This is a genomic window from Nostoc sp. KVJ20, assembly GCF_001712795.1.
Taxonomy (GTDB): domain Bacteria; phylum Cyanobacteriota; class Cyanobacteriia; order Cyanobacteriales; family Nostocaceae; genus Nostoc.
In genome coordinates, this window is sequence record NZ_KV757709.1 from 13,325 (window position 1) to 29,408 (window position 16,084).

At 43.1% G+C, this 16,084-nt stretch carries 16 protein-coding genes and 1 pseudogene; 3 read left to right on the forward strand and 14 right to left on the reverse strand.

What is annotated here, in order from left to right:
- Positions 1-106: 106 nt before the first annotated feature.
- From A4S05_RS30805 to A4S05_RS44355, 5 genes are all read right to left on the reverse strand, one after another.
- Positions 107-766 (reverse strand): response regulator, encoded by a 660-nt coding sequence (locus A4S05_RS30805; RefSeq protein WP_069073579.1) that lies wholly within the window; start codon positions 764-766, stop codon positions 107-109.
- A gap of 6 nt (positions 767-772) precedes the next feature.
- Positions 773-7,453, reverse strand: coding sequence for a PAS domain S-box protein (locus tag A4S05_RS30810; RefSeq protein ID WP_069073590.1), 6,681 nt, complete (start codon positions 7,451-7,453; stop codon positions 773-775).
- A gap of 101 nt (positions 7,454-7,554) precedes the next feature.
- Positions 7,555-7,761, reverse strand: coding sequence for a hypothetical protein (locus A4S05_RS42755; RefSeq protein WP_218107995.1), 207 nt, complete (start codon positions 7,759-7,761; stop codon positions 7,555-7,557).
- Between the two features lie 14 nt (positions 7,762-7,775).
- Positions 7,776-8,114, reverse strand: a complete 339-nt coding sequence (locus tag A4S05_RS44350) for a hypothetical protein (protein ID WP_370684503.1) — start codon at positions 8,112-8,114, stop codon at positions 7,776-7,778.
- A 9-nt stretch (positions 8,115-8,123) separates the two neighbouring features.
- Positions 8,124-8,690 carry a hypothetical protein gene (locus A4S05_RS44355; protein ID WP_370684504.1) on the reverse strand — a complete coding sequence of 189 codons (567 nt, stop codon included), beginning with the start codon at positions 8,688-8,690 and terminating at the stop codon, positions 8,124-8,126.
- Positions 8,691-9,071: 381 nt separating this feature from the next.
- Between A4S05_RS44355 and A4S05_RS30820 the strand changes: the two genes are divergently transcribed.
- From A4S05_RS30820 to A4S05_RS30830, 3 genes are all read left to right on the forward strand, one after another.
- On the forward strand, positions 9,072-10,664 hold the full coding sequence (locus A4S05_RS30820) for an alkaline phosphatase D family protein (RefSeq protein WP_069073580.1): 1,593 nt from the start codon (positions 9,072-9,074) through the stop codon (positions 10,662-10,664).
- A gap of 121 nt (positions 10,665-10,785) precedes the next feature.
- Positions 10,786-11,358, forward strand: coding sequence for a hypothetical protein (locus A4S05_RS42210; RefSeq protein WP_176727160.1), 573 nt, complete (start codon positions 10,786-10,788; stop codon positions 11,356-11,358).
- A gap of 159 nt (positions 11,359-11,517) precedes the next feature.
- Positions 11,518-11,955, forward strand: a complete 438-nt coding sequence (locus A4S05_RS30830; protein WP_069073582.1) for a hypothetical protein — start codon at positions 11,518-11,520, stop codon at positions 11,953-11,955.
- Between the two features lie 93 nt (positions 11,956-12,048).
- Here A4S05_RS30830 and A4S05_RS30835 read toward each other — a convergent pair whose 3' ends face one another.
- The 9 genes and pseudogenes from A4S05_RS30835 to A4S05_RS30870 form a co-directional block, all read right to left on the reverse strand.
- Positions 12,049-12,360 (reverse strand): YciI family protein, encoded by a 312-nt coding sequence (locus tag A4S05_RS30835; protein ID WP_069073583.1) that lies wholly within the window; start codon positions 12,358-12,360, stop codon positions 12,049-12,051.
- Between the two features lie 212 nt (positions 12,361-12,572).
- On the reverse strand, positions 12,573-13,367 hold the full coding sequence (locus A4S05_RS30840; protein ID WP_069073584.1) for a peroxiredoxin-like family protein: 795 nt from the start codon (positions 13,365-13,367) through the stop codon (positions 12,573-12,575).
- Positions 13,368-13,399: 32 nt separating this feature from the next.
- Complete coding sequence (locus A4S05_RS30845; protein WP_069073585.1) at positions 13,400-13,756, reverse strand: hypothetical protein; 357 nt, start codon at positions 13,754-13,756, stop codon at positions 13,400-13,402.
- A complete protein-coding gene (locus tag A4S05_RS44360) occupies positions 13,737-13,907 on the reverse strand; it encodes a DUF5674 family protein (protein ID WP_370684505.1) in 171 nt (56 codons plus the stop codon). The genes A4S05_RS30845 and A4S05_RS44360 overlap by 20 nt, the downstream gene beginning before the upstream one ends.
- Positions 13,897-14,091, reverse strand: a complete 195-nt coding sequence (locus A4S05_RS44365) for a DUF5674 family protein (RefSeq protein WP_370684506.1) — start codon at positions 14,089-14,091, stop codon at positions 13,897-13,899. The genes A4S05_RS44360 and A4S05_RS44365 overlap by 11 nt, the downstream gene beginning before the upstream one ends.
- An 85-nt stretch (positions 14,092-14,176) precedes the next feature.
- The gene (locus A4S05_RS30855) at positions 14,177-14,647 is read right to left on the reverse strand and encodes a hypothetical protein (RefSeq protein WP_069073586.1); all 471 of its coding nucleotides are present in this window, start codon (positions 14,645-14,647) and stop codon (positions 14,177-14,179) included.
- 261 nt (positions 14,648-14,908) lie between these two features.
- Complete coding sequence (locus A4S05_RS30860; protein ID WP_069073587.1) at positions 14,909-15,097, reverse strand: hypothetical protein; 189 nt, start codon at positions 15,095-15,097, stop codon at positions 14,909-14,911.
- Between the two features lie 193 nt (positions 15,098-15,290).
- On the reverse strand, positions 15,291-15,671 hold the full coding sequence (locus A4S05_RS30865; protein WP_069073588.1) for a hypothetical protein: 381 nt from the start codon (positions 15,669-15,671) through the stop codon (positions 15,291-15,293).
- 115 nt (positions 15,672-15,786) lie between these two features.
- A pseudogene (locus A4S05_RS30870) lies at positions 15,787-16,084 on the reverse strand (hypothetical protein); the annotation flags it as partial.

A 16,084-nucleotide genomic window follows, 5' to 3' on the forward strand; every position in this document is an offset into this window, starting at 1 on the left:
ACAGTGAGTTAACATTTTTAGGCTGTAATTTGATGGAGCAGCCGCTCCTTCTTAAGATAGAAGGTAGGCTCTAACTTAAGTTAGAATCCGAATTTGATCGAAAGTTCTACAAGCTGACAATGCCGCGTTTAACGGCAACAATCACAGCTTGGGTACGATCGCTGACATCTAACTTATTCAAAATCCGATTAACATGAGATTTAACCGTGCCTTCACCAATGCTCAAAGCAGCCGCAATATCAGCATTACTCATCCCCTGTGCCAGTGAACGGAGTACCGCCAGTTCTCGTTCACTCAGTTCTGGATTGCTGAGCCGCTGTACCAACTTTGCTCCCACATCGGGCGGAATGTACTTCTGACCCCGATGAACGGTACGAATGGCATTCAGAAGCTCGTCCGGTTCAGTTTCTTTCAACAGGTATCCTTTTGCGCCTGCCTGCAATCCCCGATAGATATCTTCGTCACTATCATACGTGGTCAGTACAATAATCCGAGCAGATTTAGCAGTCGCACAAATTGCACCGATGGCGGCAACTCCTTCCACTTCAGGCATTCGGAGATCCATGAGCGTGACATCTGGTTGGTGTTCCCCAAATAGAGCGATCGCCTGTTCACCATTTTCAGCTTGGGCAATCACCTGCATCTCTGGGTCACGGTTAATAATCGTGGCTAAACCTTGCCGAAAAATGGCGTGATCGTCTGCGATCAGAACTCGGATTGGGAGTGTGGGGTGTGGGGTGTGGGGTGTGAGATGTGGAGTAGTCATTTCACCCTACACCCCAACCACAACAATAATTTCTGTTCCTTGTCCAGGTTGGCTCTGAATCGTGAGTTGTGCACCGATGCGCTCTGCACGTTCGCTCATGCCTAGTAAGCCAAAACCCTCAGAGGCTGAAATACTTCCAACTCCAAAGCCCTGTCCATTGTCTTGCACGCGCAAGCAAACCTGATCGCGATCATAGATTAGCTCCACTCGAATTTCATCAGCATTGGCGTGTCGAATCGCATTGGTTAAGGCTTCCTGCCCCATTCGCAATAGATTACTCTCGACTTCAGTCGGTAGAGAATACACCGCACCCTCAATCTCATAATATAAAGTGGTATCTATTGCGGCAGTTCTGATTTGAGCGACAAGACGATGTAGAGCGCTCTGTAAACTGCCCTCCTCCAAAAGCTGAGGACGGAGCGCCACGACCGATCGCCGCGCTTCAACCAGTCCAGTTCGTGCCAATTCTTTGATCAGGTCTAGGTGCGCCCCAGTTGCTTCTACATCATCCGTTAGCACCTGTTTTGCCGCTCCCACCTGAGCCAGAATGCCCGTAAACGCCTGAGCGAGTGTGTCGTGAATTTCGCGTGCCATGCGGTTGCGCTCCTCTAAAATTGAGGCTTCTTCTGCTTGCTTCAGCGCCGTAATATCTCGCGTTAGCCAAATCACCTGATCGTGGTCGATTGGTGCAATGCGAGCCGAAAACCAGGCTTCTCGTCCATTTAGAAACGTACTGTACTCGACTGTGAGGATTTGTTGGGTTCTCAGCACCTGCTGAATATAACTTAGAAATTCATCGGCTTGTTCTTTTCCGAGTTGATGCATGGTTTTACCAATCATCTCCTCAATGGGTTGCCACAGCAGATTTGGTTCCTGTACGATTATTTCAAGGAATCGCCCTTCAGCAGTCAGTACAAATAATGGATCGGGAATTGCCTCAATTAGAGTCCGTAGCTTTGACTCTGAGGCTTGTAGGGCTGCTTCTGCTGAGACGCGATCGCTAATATCTGCAATCACACCTTCGATGTATCCATCGGCTGCATTCAGATAAGAAGAGAAAAGTACCCAAAACACTGTCCCATCTCGTTTTCGCATCTGTGCTTCAAAGTTTCGCACTTCTCCATCACGCTTCAGCAACTCAAGGAATTGTTGGCGATCGCTGGGATTTACATAGTAGTCTATGGCGTGTTCAAGCCCAATGCTCTCTTGGGGTGAATCAAAGCCAAACAGATTGGCATGGCGTTGATTGGCATCGAGAAGTAATCCATCCGAGAGGCGGGTTCGGAAGATGCCGACCTGCGAGTTTTCAAAGATAGTTCGGAACTTGGCTTCACTGCGTTGTAATGCCTCTTCTGCTTGCCTACGCTGGGTGGTGTCGTTGCCCACCGATAAGATTTCAACGACCTCTCCCTGGTCATTGAAGATGGCTTGATTCGACCAGACCATCCAAACTCGCCGACCATCTCGACACAGGTTTTCACCCTCGCCTTGCGGGTACGATTGAGGATTACGAAGTAAATCACGGACAAAGGGTTTGACATCCCGCCCAGAGGTTTCGATGTCTGGAATGATGGTTTCAAATAAGGTTCGCCCTACAATCTGATGTTCTTCATAGCCAAGAAGTTTTACCCCATAATCGTTGATGTATCGAATTCGTCCTTGCGTGTCATAGCAAATGATGACTGAATTCGCGGTTTGTAACAGGTTGCGGTAATTTGCTTCACTTTGTCGTAACGCAGCAGTTCGTTCTGCAACCTGTTGCTCTAAAGTGCAGTTGTAGTCGGCTAGGAGTTTCTCGGCTTGTTTGCGCTCTGTAATGTCTTGAAAGGTAGCGATCGCATGAGTAATATTGCCCTGTTGATCAAAAACTGGTGTTCCCCGTGCCTCAAGTAGAGTTGTGGTATGACCTCGACGAATTTCTATATCTTCAGTCCTAATGCGTTCGCCCCTTAATGCCCGCACAGCAGGCAAGCTCTCCGCTGGATAGATTTGATCCGTTCCCGCTACATAAAGCTGATAAGCCTCTGATATCTGCTCCTGTGCTATAGAAGTATCAGTTTCTTTGCCCATGAGTTGATTGCCGCATTGGTTGATATAGTAAGGGCGACCCATCGCATCCACGATCCCAATTCCCACCGGAATCGCTTCAAGGAACTGGGTGATCTTGCTTTCCTTAGCCTGCAATTCTGAGTAAAGGTTGGCATTTTCGATGGCGATCGCTGCTTGAGTCGATAATAGCTGCAAGACCTGCGATCGCTCTGGTGTAAATACTCCAGTTGCTAACCGATTTTCTAAATACAATACACCGACCAGCTTGGCTTGATTCAGCAGCGGCAAACAGAAAATAGATTGAGGCTGGTTCTGTTGAATGTATGGCTCATTAATAAAAGCACCTTCACGAGTCGCATCATTTAAGGTGACAGGCTTTAGAGTCCGAATTACATATTGAATGATTGATTCTGGCAATTGATCGGCAATTGGAATAGACTGTAACACCTGAGTCGCACAAGCATTTTCATCGGCATTGAGTTTACAAGCCGCTTCAATCGACCATTCTCCGGAGTTTTCTAAAATCAGATATCCGGTTTGTGCGCCAGCATTCTCAATTAAAGTTTGCATCAGTGATCGCAGCAATTGCTTCAGTTCAATTTCACGAGAAATCGCCTGTGAAGCTTTCATCACTGCTGCTAAATCGAAAGCGGTATGGAAGGGATTAGTGATAGTTTCAGCAGTAATAGGAATTGATGTGGAAGCGGCTCTAGACGACTGAGAAAAGAACTGTGGATAGCGAGTTTCTAAGTCTTTAACTTTAGCGGTTGCGCCCCAGCGATCGTAGCAATAGTGCGCCTCTTTCATATAAGTTTGGGCAATTTTTGACCGACCTCGCGCCAGATAATGTTTAGCCGCTAATTCATAAGCTAATGCTTCTTCCTGGATATACTCATTTTCAGCAGCACCTGCGATCGCTCGTTCATAAAACTCTTCAGCCTCAAAAAATTGCCCTAAGACTCGCGCTTTTTCTGCCTCGACTAGATGAAATTTATGGAGATAATTCATTGGGGCATGACCCGCCCATTTTTGCATCTTTTCTTGGTTGATGTTAACACAACTCAGCCAAGCTACTTTTTGGGAGTTTGAAGCATCAAGCGATAGGCTCAAAAGCGCCAGAGAATGGTAGAAACAGAATACAGGTAAAACCGTTATTCCTGTCACCTCTTCAAAATGTTGCCTTGCTAAAATAGCAGTCTGTATAGCTTGATGATATTCTTCAAATAAATAATGCAATATAACTTTGTGCAGATACAGCATTTGAATTGCAATTCCATCTTTAACTGCAATAGCGTGTGGTAATGCCTCCTCTTCATTACATAGCCTACTAACTAAGCGGCTAGGATTAAGAGACCTATCTAGCAAATTAAGAATGGTCTGCCACAATATTGCAAGCCAATTCGAGGGGCTTGCCCGTCTGATTTGGTTGATCGCTTTGCTGTAAGTTGCTGTTTTTTGTTCTAGTTGGGTAAGTTCCTCTCCAGCAAGAAATGAGTTATGGCACACGAAATATGCAGCATAACCAGCAGATTCAAAGTCTCCAGTTTCCACTCCATTTCGATAGGCATCAGCCAGCATGGGTATTATCTTCCTAAGATGCACCTTCCAGTGCAGGATATGGACACTCGAAAACATTAATGTTTTAGAATTTCCTTTTTTGGCATTTAACCGTTCTGCCAAACCCAGAGCCAATTTGCCGAACTCATAACCGAGTTCAATGTCTTGAACAACTCCACATAGAACAAACCCATAGCAAGCATAATACAGTGATGACCAGATAGCATTACCGTAGTTGATTAATAAATTTATCGTTTTGCAAGTAATCAGTATCCACAGTGCTGGTAACATTATAAATGCAGCAGATCCCATATTCGATAGGATTGACATAGCTGCCAACGCTTCTGGTTCAGTCATTTCCGGTAAATTAATCAAGTCTTCGATTTCTCGTTGGGCAAGTAGCGCAGATGTTAACTCTAATTCCCTTTGAATATCTGCCTGACTTGGATTTTCTATTAAATCTATTCCCAGGAGCTTTAACGCTTCCAATCCAGTTTTCAGTGCTTCTTTCAGGTTGCCCTGTGATAAATATCCTTGAATTTTGCTATCGTAAGCCTGCACTTTGTCAACCACTGTTTTGGCGCGATCGAGTACCACTTCTACCAACTGTTCCATCTCATCAAAGCGACCCTGGAGATACGCCGCTTCTGCTGCTTCTGAGTACAGTGCTAAGGTAAGGTCATACTCACTGAGCCAACTGTCTGTATCTAGGAGTTTCAGTCCTATATTGAAATACTGAAGAGCTGCTTCATAAGCCGTTGCACCTTTTGCTTTCTGACCTGCCATTAAATTCAATTTGGCAATTTCATTTCGTTCTAGTTGAGCAGTGACAAGCTCAATTCCCTGATTGAGATGATCCACGACTTCAAATAGCCGATTGGATAGTCGCTCTGGTGAAGTTTTTTCGAGTAAATTGCGACCGATTTGGAGATGAACAGCTTGTTTGTGCGACTCATCAATCAAAGCATAAGCAGCTTGCTGTACCCGATCGTGCAAAAACTTGTAGTCTTGAACTAACAAGTTTTCGTCCAATTCAGATAGAGGTTGAATTAATCCAGCTTGGATGGCTGCTAGTAAATCTAGAGAAATTACTTTCGGCGATTTTTCACAAGCGATCGCTAACGTTTCTAAATCAAATTCAGCTCCAACACAAGCGGCTAAACGAAGAATTCGCCGTGTCTCATTTGGCAATTTATTCAACTGGATCAGCAGCAACTCCACCACATTATCGGTAATATTTTGGGCTTGAATTTGAGCAATATCCCACTGCCAGCTTAAGTGTTGTGCATCAAAGGTCAACAGATTTTCGCTATACAGCATTCGCAAAAATTCGTTGACAAAGAAAGAATTGCCCTCGGTTTTACGCAATACTAACTCTGCTAATGAACGAACGCTGTCTACATTTTGATGCAGTGTCTGGGCAATCAACTGACTCAACGGTTCAAGCGTTAAGGGTGCCAAGATAATCTCCTGAAGAACTGCTCCTTGTTTTCGCAGTCTCTCCAAGGTTAATACCAGTGGATGTGTTGGATTTACCTCATTATCTCGATAGGCTCCAATTAAAAATAAGGATTGGGTTTGCTCATCAAGCAGCATCAACTCAATTAACTTCAGCGTTGCACAGTCTATCCACTGCAAATCATCTAAAAAAATCACAAGCGGGTGTGATTTTGAACAAAACACCCGCACAAACTTCTGAAAAATTAGATTGAAGCGATTTTCAGCTTCCGTCGCCCCAACTTCCACTACGCGTGGCTGCTTACCAATAATTAATTCAACTTCCGGAATGACATCAATGATGATTTGCCCATTGCTTCCTAAAGTTAAGAGCAGACGCGATCGCCACTGTTGTACTTGCTCATCTGGTTCACCCAGTAGTTGTTGCACCAACTTTTGCAGGGCATTTGCGACCGCGCTGTAAGGAATATTGCGCCCGAATTGATCAAATTTTCCAGAGATAAAATAGCCACGCTTTTGGGTAATTGGTTTATAGATTTCCTGCACTAATGCTGATTTGCCAATTCCGGCATAGCCAGCGACTAACATCATTTCCACTTTGAATTGAGAATTTTCTATGGCTTCCTCTGGTTGGCAGGCTTCGCCAACATTCTCCATTCCTGCTATCCTGTCAAATGCTGCCAATAATGCTCTAGTCTCCGTTTCGCGTCCATACAGCTTTTGGGGAATTTGAAACTGACCTGAAACGTCTTGAAGCGCCAGATGAATGCTAGAGATTTGACCGATTTCTTCTAATTGTTGAACACAGATTTCTAAATCTGCTTTGATACCCCAAGCACTTTGATAGCGATCCTCTGCGTTTTTCGCCATCAATTTCAAAACGATATCTGAAACGGCTTTAGGGATGGCTGGATTCAGTTCATGAGGTGGAAGTGGCACTTTAGCAATATGACAATGGACTAGTTCCAGAATATCCCTTGTTTCAAACGGCAGATGTCCAGTTAGCAGTTCGTAGAACGTCACACCTAGCGAGTAGAAATCGGTGCGGTAATCGAGCAAACGGTTCATTCGTCCTGTTTGCTCTGGAGACAAATATGCGAGTGTTCCTTCTAAAACATGAGGACTTTTGAAGGTTGGATTCGTGCGGTTAAATTGGGTGGCAATTCCAAAATCAATAATTTTGACAACGCCAGTATCTAGATTAAAGACTATGTTTCCAGGGTTAATATCTTTATGAATGACATTGGCTGCATGGATTCTGCCTAAAATGTCGCAAACAGCGATCGCCACATCTAGAAAAGTGGATAAAGGCATGGGGCAGAATATATCTGGGCGCTTGTGCATCCATTGCTCTAGGGACTCTCCCCCAAAATCTTCTAAGATAATCACCAGAGTCCGTTGATAGTCCTGCTGGCTGTATGCCTTGATAACTCCTTCCAGATTCAGGGAAAGGGTAATTTTATATTCCTGTCTGTAGCGGGTTAGTTCCTGGGGAGAAGGATAATCAAGCTTTAGCATTTTTATTACGATCCTTACTCCATCGTCTCTGATGCCCCGGTACACTAGAGAATTGGAACTTTCGTATATTTTGTTTTGGATAACAATACCAGGTAGAGCAATCATAGAGCAACTCTTGAGAGGATAATCTGGCATAACCCAAACTATACAGCAATCCAGCTACTTACATTTTTCATTTTTGAGGTTCTATTTGGTTTTGTTCATTTCTAGCCAGTTGCAGGGTGATGGCGTTCACTTGCGAGTGCTGTATCAATCATGTAGAGCATTTCTACAGCACTCGTTTGACAACTGGCATAGCACGGGACACCAGAAGCGGAAAGTTTTGCCACATCCCTCGTACAACTTAACTTCCTTACTGTCCCGTTGTGGTGATATCTCCATTGAAACTGCAACCCAAAGACATTGGATGCCAATTTGCCAAAATTGTTTAGGGTATTCTCCCATACTCCAACTCCAGAACACTCAACAGCTTTTCTTCCACAACAGTGAGATAAGGTCGATTCAGCTTCCCTAATGATTGCAACAGACTTTTGACTGTCTCCTCAAGTGAATCTGAATACACTCGACTGATGCGATCGCTAATCTGCTGCATCTGCTCACACTCGGCAGGCAAGTAGTTGAAAGACTTCAGGTGTTGCAACCCAACTGTATACTCCCCATCCCAGATTTTGACGGTGCAACTAAATTCACCCACATGGTTAACTATCCCCCAGCACCCGCCTTTTCCTCTAAGTTCCGGGTTGTCCTTTGCGAGAATCTGGCACACTTCGCCAATTTAGTAGGTATTGGGTACTTGGGTTCGCTCCATTATTTGCTGCACTACGTTTTTAACGATTCTAGCTGGTGGCACTTTACCCCCTGCCTGCTCCACCGCTTTTACCCACACTTCTTGCTGTTGTTCGGGTTCAAGCTTTGTCATTGGTCGGACTTGACGTTCGTTAGTTGGCAAAATGTGATCCAATGGATCACATTTTTCAAGTAAATTATCAAAAACAACAGCTGCATCCATTAAAAGATAAGACTGGCGACGACTATGCCCAAAGCGATCGCGGCAGTATTCCTCAAACGTGCGGTGACTTGAACGGTAAAGCCGACGATCGCGCAATTCTGCCAGTGCCTTACCTGCTTCAAAAAACGCCCGCTCCACTTTCCTCTCCAGATGTAGGCGATCGCTTTGCTCCTCTTGGGTCAACTCTGTTACTTCAACAGCAGTAACTGTAATCGTTGCGGAACTTGGATCTACTTGCTGAGAGATATCCTCGTTTACAGAGTTAGCTGCTGAAGTTGAATCGGTAGATGCGGGAGAAGTGTCTTTTTTGCTTCTAGAAGGTGGTTTAGCCATTATTCCACCCTGTTTAATTCAACAATATTTTTTCAGAATCAATTACAACGTAGATTTTGGAAATAGTTGATAACTGCTCCGTCATAGCCCAATGCAGGTATCACTTGCTACGTAAACAGTGTTAGTCCCCAATTTTATAAATGGCAAAAATGCTTGAAATAATAGGTATTCCCATCTCTGATAAAAAAGCATAACTGTGGCTGCTTGCACTCATCCACTTGTTCACTGGCTGATTGTGGATTGTAAATAAATTATTGCAATATTAATAACTTCTTAAGCCCTAATTAAACCCGATTTGGTAATTAATCTTGTTAATAACTAGATGGTTATTATTTAGGTTTTTTATTCCCTTTTATTGTAGAAATTTCAACAAGGACTTTTATGGAGCATGTACATTTCCAGGGCTTGCTATCCACTACAACAAAGCGGCGACGCTTTCTGCTCGGTGCCGGCACATTGACCGCAAGCGCTATTGCTAGTCTTTGGACTCATAAAGTTGTTGCATTGTCAAGATTCTCTGCCTATCCCTTCAGTCTTGGTGTTGCTTCTGGCGATCCTTTACCAGATAGTGTAGTGCTATGGACACGGCTGGCTCCAGATCCCTTAAATGGTGGCGGTATGCCGCCATTTAATGTGCCAGTACGGTGGCAAGTTGCTTTGGATGAAAACATGAGACAAGTTGTGCTACGGGGCGTGGCATTGGCAACCCCTGAATTAGCACATTCTGTTCATGTAAATGTACGTGGTTTACAGCCTAACCGTTGGTATTGGTATCAGTTTAAAGTGGGTAATGAAGATAGTCCAATTGGTCGTACCCGTACTGCTCCAGCGATTGGCACTAGGTTGAATCAGCTGAATTTTGCGTTTGTTACTTGCCAAAAATGGGAAGATGGTTTCTATTCTGCTTATCGTCACCTAGCTGAAGAAGATTTAGATTTGGTTTTTCACTTGGGTGATTATATTTACGAATACGGCATCCCTGCTACAGGTGGTGTACGCAACATTTCTTTACCTGAAGAGTTTAGAAAAGAAACGAATACGCTGGAGCAATACCGCCTTCGATATGCTCTATATAAAACTGACCCGGATTTACAAAAAGCTCACGCCTTATTTCCTTTTACAGTCACCTGGGACGATCACGAAGTTGAAAATGACTATACAGATGACATTTCGGAAAACAACGATCCGGTCGAACAGTTTCTCAAAAGGCGTGCAGCTGCTTATCAGGCTTATTATGAGCATCAGCCACTGCGAGAATTTTCCCTACCACAGGGGCCAGATATGCTTATTTACCGTCGGCTGACTTTTGGTAATCTGGCGGAATTTAACGTACTTGATAGCCGCCAGTATCGCAGCGATCAGCCATGCGGTGACGGTGAAACACCTCGTTGTCCAGCAGCGCTAGATCCATTTAAAACCATGCTTGGTTCTCAGCAGGAGCGCTGGCTGCTAGATGGTCTTGATCGTTCTCAAGCACGTTGGAACATACTTGCTCAACAGGTGCTGATGGCAGAGCTAGATCATAAAATTGCGCCAGGCGAAATCTTTTGGAACGACTCATGGGATGGATATCCCCTTGCACGTAATCGTGTTTTAAGTCACATCGCCAGCCGCCGGATTCCTAACCCAGTGGTGATTACTGGCGATTGGCATTCTACATTTGTCAATGACCTCAAGCTGGACTTTAAGGCTTCTAACTCTCCAACAGTGGCTACAGAGTTTGTGACTCCTTCAATTACTAGCAATGGTGATGCCAATGTTTACGGCCCCTACTATGGACCGAAGATTCCAGAAAACCCCCATATTAAGTTCTTTGATGGCGATCGCCGAGGCTACTTCCGAGTCAACCTTAACTATGAGCGTTGGCAGACTGACCTGCGTATTGTTACAACTGTAAGTCGTCCAGATGCGCCTGTATATACCTTTGCTTCCTTTGTTGTTGAGAATGGTCATCCAGGTGCCAAATTAGACTAGTATTTAAGCTTTTGCGTATTCAAATATTTGAGTACGCAAAAGCTTAAAAGTGTAATCCCACTCCATTACGAACTCCATTCAGCGCTGTATCAATTATGTAGAGCGATTCTACAGCACTCGTTTGACAACTGGCGTAGCACGGGACACCAGAAGCGGAAAGTTTTGCCCTATCCCTCGTACAACTTCTTCGCTGTCCTATTGTGGTGATATCTCCGTTGAAACTGCAACCCAAAGATACAGCGCTTCCGGCTATTATGCAATACAGTTTTTCTCCTTGCCCTCTCCTATCAAAGCTTTCAGATTTGAGGATGTACCTCATAGCTGGCGGAAGTGCTGTATTGAATGCCAAATTGCCAAAATTGTTCAGGGGTTATCTTATCTCGTATTCAGACTCCAGAAGATTCAACAATTTCTCTTCGACAGCAGTAAGATAAGGTCGATTCACCTTCCCCAACGACTGCAACAGACTTTTGACTGTCTCTTCCAGCGAATCGGAATACACCTGATTAATGCGATCGCAAATCACCTGCATCTGCTGACACTCGGCAGGCGGGTAGTTGAAGGACTTCAGGTGCTGCAAAGCAACCGTGTGTTCTCCATCCCACATTCTCACGGTGCAACTAAAGTCATTCACTGCGCTAACAATCGCCCAGCAGCCACCTTTGCCTCTGAGTTCCGGGTTGTCCTTAATTAGGATTTGGCAGACAGAAACTCACCTTAATCTCAGTAGGAGCTTGCTTGGCTACCAGTTAGCAATCTTGAGGCTATTATACTGAATAACAAGTAAATAAATATACTGATGTATTATTGCAAATTGAGATAGTAAAGTATTTAATAGATTAAAATAAAGCTAATGAAAAAACTATTTGTAACTATTAATATTTTGGCGTTTTTATTACCTTTAACTGCTGTAGCTAATAATATAAATGACGATTTGTCATTTTTCAGCAGCAACAACAATTTGATTATCGCACTGGATAACAAAACTAATACTGCATGTTCTTTCAATACAAAGACTAATTCAGTCGTTAAAATGTCTGGCGTTAAGTTTACTAATACCCGAATGGTCGGGGCTTCTTACTGGTGGGGAAAACTAGGCGGCAACTTGAACCATTTTCTTGATCCTAAAACATTAAAGATTAGCGAAATTAAAGGTAAATGGAGCGACAACAACGTAATCTTAATCAAGATACAACATTACAAAGACTACGGTACTTACACTGAAAGCCTCGGTGCAACCTGTGTAAAAGAAGGAGGGTTAAACGAAGTAGCTAAGAAGATGAGAAGGTAACTTAGCTTATATTTAATCTCAATTATCAGAATTTTCTACTAGGCGTTTATCTGCTTATACCCAAGTAATTTAGCAGTTGTTGCTTCTACTTATTCACACGGGAGCAAAACGATCGCGTCCAATGTGAACTTCCCACTCCACAACTCTAGCAGAGTCCGCTAGCATACCGTCTCGCACACGAGGACTACTGTTTACTACAGCTTGAGCCTGTTCAAGATTCTCTGCCTGGATTACCCAAAGCCCAGTTCCATCATGGGGAAAAAACGGCCCACAGCACAGTAGTGTTCCTTTCTCATGTTGCTCATTAAACCAAGCGAGTTGATTTTGGTCATGCTCTGGGTGAGCCGATTTATAGTCGTAATACTCTGGAACGGTTGCAACCACAACGGCAAAAAGTTTAGACATAATGCTCTGGCTGGTGATTTGAGATGATGTTCTGATTGTATGACCCAAGAACAAGAAATACTTTTGTGTCATGAAATAGCGGCAGTATGAATGCCAGTGTAGGTTCAAAGATCCGGTTAACTCTGCCCTAATCTACAATCCCACATTCTCACGGTGCAACTGAACTCATTCACTGCGCTGACAATTCTCTAACAGCCACCCTTGCCGATTAATTACTTATACAAAAAAGATAAGGGATTGCTCATATTTTCAGCAAAACCAAGAATCCCGCAATCGCGGTGTTCGTAAATTAACTGACCTTGGGAATCAAATAGAAAAGTGCCTCCCCGTTGCGTCAAATAAGATGAATCTGGTACATAAATATTCCAGTTGCTCAAAACTTCAGTCATGTTTCGCAGGCGCAGGGTTGCTAATTCAAATGGGCGCTGAAAACCTTTTCCTCCAGCCGCTTTAAAAAACGAACCTTTTATTGCGGGTATTGGTGTACCCTTGATAACTTCCTCATCAGCAATTAATTGAGGTGCTTTTTTATCACCTTTGTAACCCCGAAAAACTTCCTTGAGAGTTCCAGGGCTACCAATTCCTGCACACATTAAGATTAAATTAAGCCAAGCTTTTTGTGAACTTGATAGCAAAGGAAATTGTATAGATAAGCCGCGATAAAGCCGTAAAAGCTCGTGAATTTCAGCATTTGCATCCACAAATAACCATTCTTGAGGAAGGCCAGTATATTCGCAAAACTTGATCCCAGAATTGCGATCTCCAATTCCAATAGCACGAATTGTGATTCCTCTGGTTTCAATCTCTTCAAATTCTCTTCGCAGCCACCAAGCATATTCTAAGTTATCAAAATCTCCCAACTGCGACCAAATAAGCACGAGCAACTTTGAAGTATTTGAGCAACCATCTAAAACGGGTTTAATCTCTCCATCACTAACTCGCAAGCGTTGAGTTTGACTCAAAATTGAGTAAATATCTGGAGAATTGATGGGTGTTTCAGTATTCATGTACATGAAGGCAACAGTCTTTAAATAAAATTTTAGATGGATTCGGATAGCAACCCTGACATATCTAATACTTGTTCTGACCAAGCACTAGCTTGCTCGGATATATTTCTGCGTTCGCTACTATCAGACCAAATACTATCAAAAGTTAATCTCCATCGTGCCAGTTGAACTTGAATGTTAACCAGTTCTTCAGCATATTCAGGCTCAATTTCTGCTGCCGTCCATTCAATAAAACATATAGTTTCATCTGTCACACTTTCAACAGCTTCTTTATAAGCGCTGTTACAAAATGTTCTAATCCTTGCTAAATTGGAAGCTATGTGTCCTAAGCGAAGTGATGTATTTTCACTTTGAAACCGTGCTTGTTTTTCATCTAACTTCTGGTTCATGTCCACCAATTAACTCCTGAGCAATTTGTTTAACCCGTTCTCTAATTACTGGGTCTTGAATTAGCATTGAGCGATTATTTTGACTTGGGCGAATGTTAATAATCGATTCATAGGCGATTGATTGATTGATTAAAAGGAATCTAGTCAGCACCCCAGATATCTCGCTGTCTACTACCGTCTTCAAGCAATCCTGCTTCGCAAAAAGCGTGTTTCTCTCCTCCTCCAGCTAAAATACCTCTTTCTATGTCTACTGCTATTTTGATATATAGTTCCAAAGTTTGCAGCATTTGATGAAATTCTTCTAATATTGCTCTTTGCTTGATAATGAGTAGCAAAATCTCACTCCTAATACTCTAAATACGTAACTAGCTACAAGTTTTATTTTTGTGGAACCGCCAAATAAATCTCTGTATTGAACAATTAAATAAATTCCACCTCATTTGGAAAAATAAATTCACACTCAACAGGTGATAACCAAATATGACAAATTACATTGTCATATTCTTCTGCTTCAACTATCGCTCCTGCTTCACAATACTTTTTTCCAACAAAATCAGAGTTTCTTAAGTAAAAAATTTTGGGTACTAATAATTTAGCTAACTTTAATTTACCTTCTTGTTTAGCTTGATAATAGGCTTGGGTCAGTTGTTCATTACTAGGATGATGACGCACGTAGCTCATCAATGCTTTCCACTTTTGGGGGCTGAGTCTTTCTTTTAAACTGTCAGATAAACTTGTATCACTTTGTTTTTGCTGTTCGGCTTCCCATTTCTCCCATTTCACCCTTTGGATATATAACTGAACAGCTTCTTTAACAGAAATTCCATGCGTTCTCGCAATTGTCAAGACATGAGCGGCTATTTCTAGGTCTTTAATTGAGTCGGAATCCATTGAAAGTAATTACAATTTTCAGATAGTAAATCAGTTGATACTCCTATATTTACAACAAACCAGTCTACTTAGCTCTTGCACTAACAATTAAAATTGCGATTACACGACCAAATATACTAGCCTTGGCTCAAAAACTTATTTTTATATTGGCTTGTGTTGTGGAACTTTGTTAAAAATGCGCTCAGTGCGATCGCCTTACTACCGCCCACCACAGCCCTCAAGCGACCCCAACAGTTCCGTTGAAAAACCGTTCTGAAAAGGCTAAATCGGCATCGGTAACTGGAAGATTGCGCTTGGGGAGGAGCGATCAGACTTGTACACAGCAAGAGCGATCGCCTTGTGCCAAATCTGCGATTCAACATCAGATAATCCCTGCTGTCTAACAACAATAGACTTCTTGCATAAGTCGGGAAAAGGTGAAGGGGTAAGGGGAAAAGGTTCTGCACTCATTCCCCTTCCCCTTTAACCTTTACCCTTTTCCCCTCTTGCAAAAAGCACTTTTGCAAGAGGTCTAATGGTTTTGATGATGCGGCGGTTTCCAGTTGGGGAGTGAAGTGGGAGCAACTTCTCTAATTCTGCCAGAGAAGTTGCAAGATAAATTCGTAAACTCTCAAGTCGGAATTAGAGATTACGAATTGAGAGTTTATCTCCTCAAAATATTAATAGCTGCACCTGCTGCTGCGCCATCTAATAAATCGCCAGCCACATCTTCGCGCCCGCCAAGAATAGCGCGAACCCCGGCGCTAGTTCCTGCACCGACTGCGGCATCTCTACCTAAGTTACGTTTTTTCTTACGTCCAACCAAATTGACGGCAGCACCAGCCGCAGCACACTTAGCAGCATTGCGTAAAACAGTACCACGTCTTCTAGCAGCTCCAGTTACTACACAAGTACCAGCACCAAGGGCTGCATCTCCTAAAATTCGGTCGTTAGCTGCTGCTGGTTGAAGAGGAACTAAGGAGATTCCAGTTAAACTGGCAGCCATGAAACTGGGTAGAAATGCGCGTTTGAGAATTCGATTCATAGTAGATACCTTCTTAAAAAATCAAACGACTGTTCAAAAGACTAAAAAAAATTCAATTTGTTGCAGTCATAAATTCGCTTATTTCTAGTTTAGACCTGGAGCTTAATGCTTTACATCAATCCAATCCCAAATTTCTCATCGCTTTCCACAAATTAGGTCGTCGCTTGTGCTGGACTTTCCATTGAGACAACAAACTATCATAATTCTGCGGTGCTAACTCCTTCAAGGCAGACATCCATTCTACATTTTTCGTATAATCCGAGCTTTGAGACGAGTCCGGTCTGGGTACAAAGTTGTGTAAGTTTGCTTGCCAATAAGCCATCACTCTTTCCCACAAATCAGGGGGTGCATATTCTTGGAGATACGTTCTCCTAGAAATATCATCTCGTGTGGCTTTGTTGCATGAAACAGAA

What these genes read in the sequence shown, in the direction of transcription:
- A4S05_RS30805 (WP_069073579.1), bottom strand. Translation starts at nt 766, where the DNA reads ATGACTACTCCACATCTCACACCCCACACCCCACACCCCACACTCCCA.
- A4S05_RS30810 (WP_069073590.1), bottom strand. Translation starts at nt 7,453, where the DNA reads ATGATTGCTCTACCTGGTATTGTTATCCAAAACAAAATATACGAAAGT.
- A4S05_RS44355 (WP_370684504.1), bottom strand. Translation starts at nt 8,690, where the DNA reads ATGGCTAAACCACCTTCTAGAAGCAAAAAAGACACTTCTCCCGCATCT.
- A4S05_RS30820 (WP_069073580.1), top strand. Translation starts at nt 9,072, where the DNA reads ATGGAGCATGTACATTTCCAGGGCTTGCTATCCACTACAACAAAGCGG.
- A4S05_RS30830 (WP_069073582.1), top strand. Translation starts at nt 11,518, where the DNA reads ATGAAAAAACTATTTGTAACTATTAATATTTTGGCGTTTTTATTACCT.
- A4S05_RS30835 (WP_069073583.1), bottom strand. Translation starts at nt 12,360, where the DNA reads ATGTCTAAACTTTTTGCCGTTGTGGTTGCAACCGTTCCAGAGTATTAC.
- A4S05_RS30840 (WP_069073584.1), bottom strand. Translation starts at nt 13,367, where the DNA reads ATGAATACTGAAACACCCATCAATTCTCCAGATATTTACTCAATTTTG.
- A4S05_RS30845 (WP_069073585.1), bottom strand. Translation starts at nt 13,756, where the DNA reads ATGAACCAGAAGTTAGATGAAAAACAAGCACGGTTTCAAAGTGAAAAT.
- A4S05_RS30855 (WP_069073586.1), bottom strand. Translation starts at nt 14,647, where the DNA reads ATGGATTCCGACTCAATTAAAGACCTAGAAATAGCCGCTCATGTCTTG.
- A4S05_RS30860 (WP_069073587.1), bottom strand. Translation starts at nt 15,097, where the DNA reads ATGAGTGCAGAACCTTTTCCCCTTACCCCTTCACCTTTTCCCGACTTA.
- A4S05_RS30865 (WP_069073588.1), bottom strand. Translation starts at nt 15,671, where the DNA reads ATGAATCGAATTCTCAAACGCGCATTTCTACCCAGTTTCATGGCTGCC.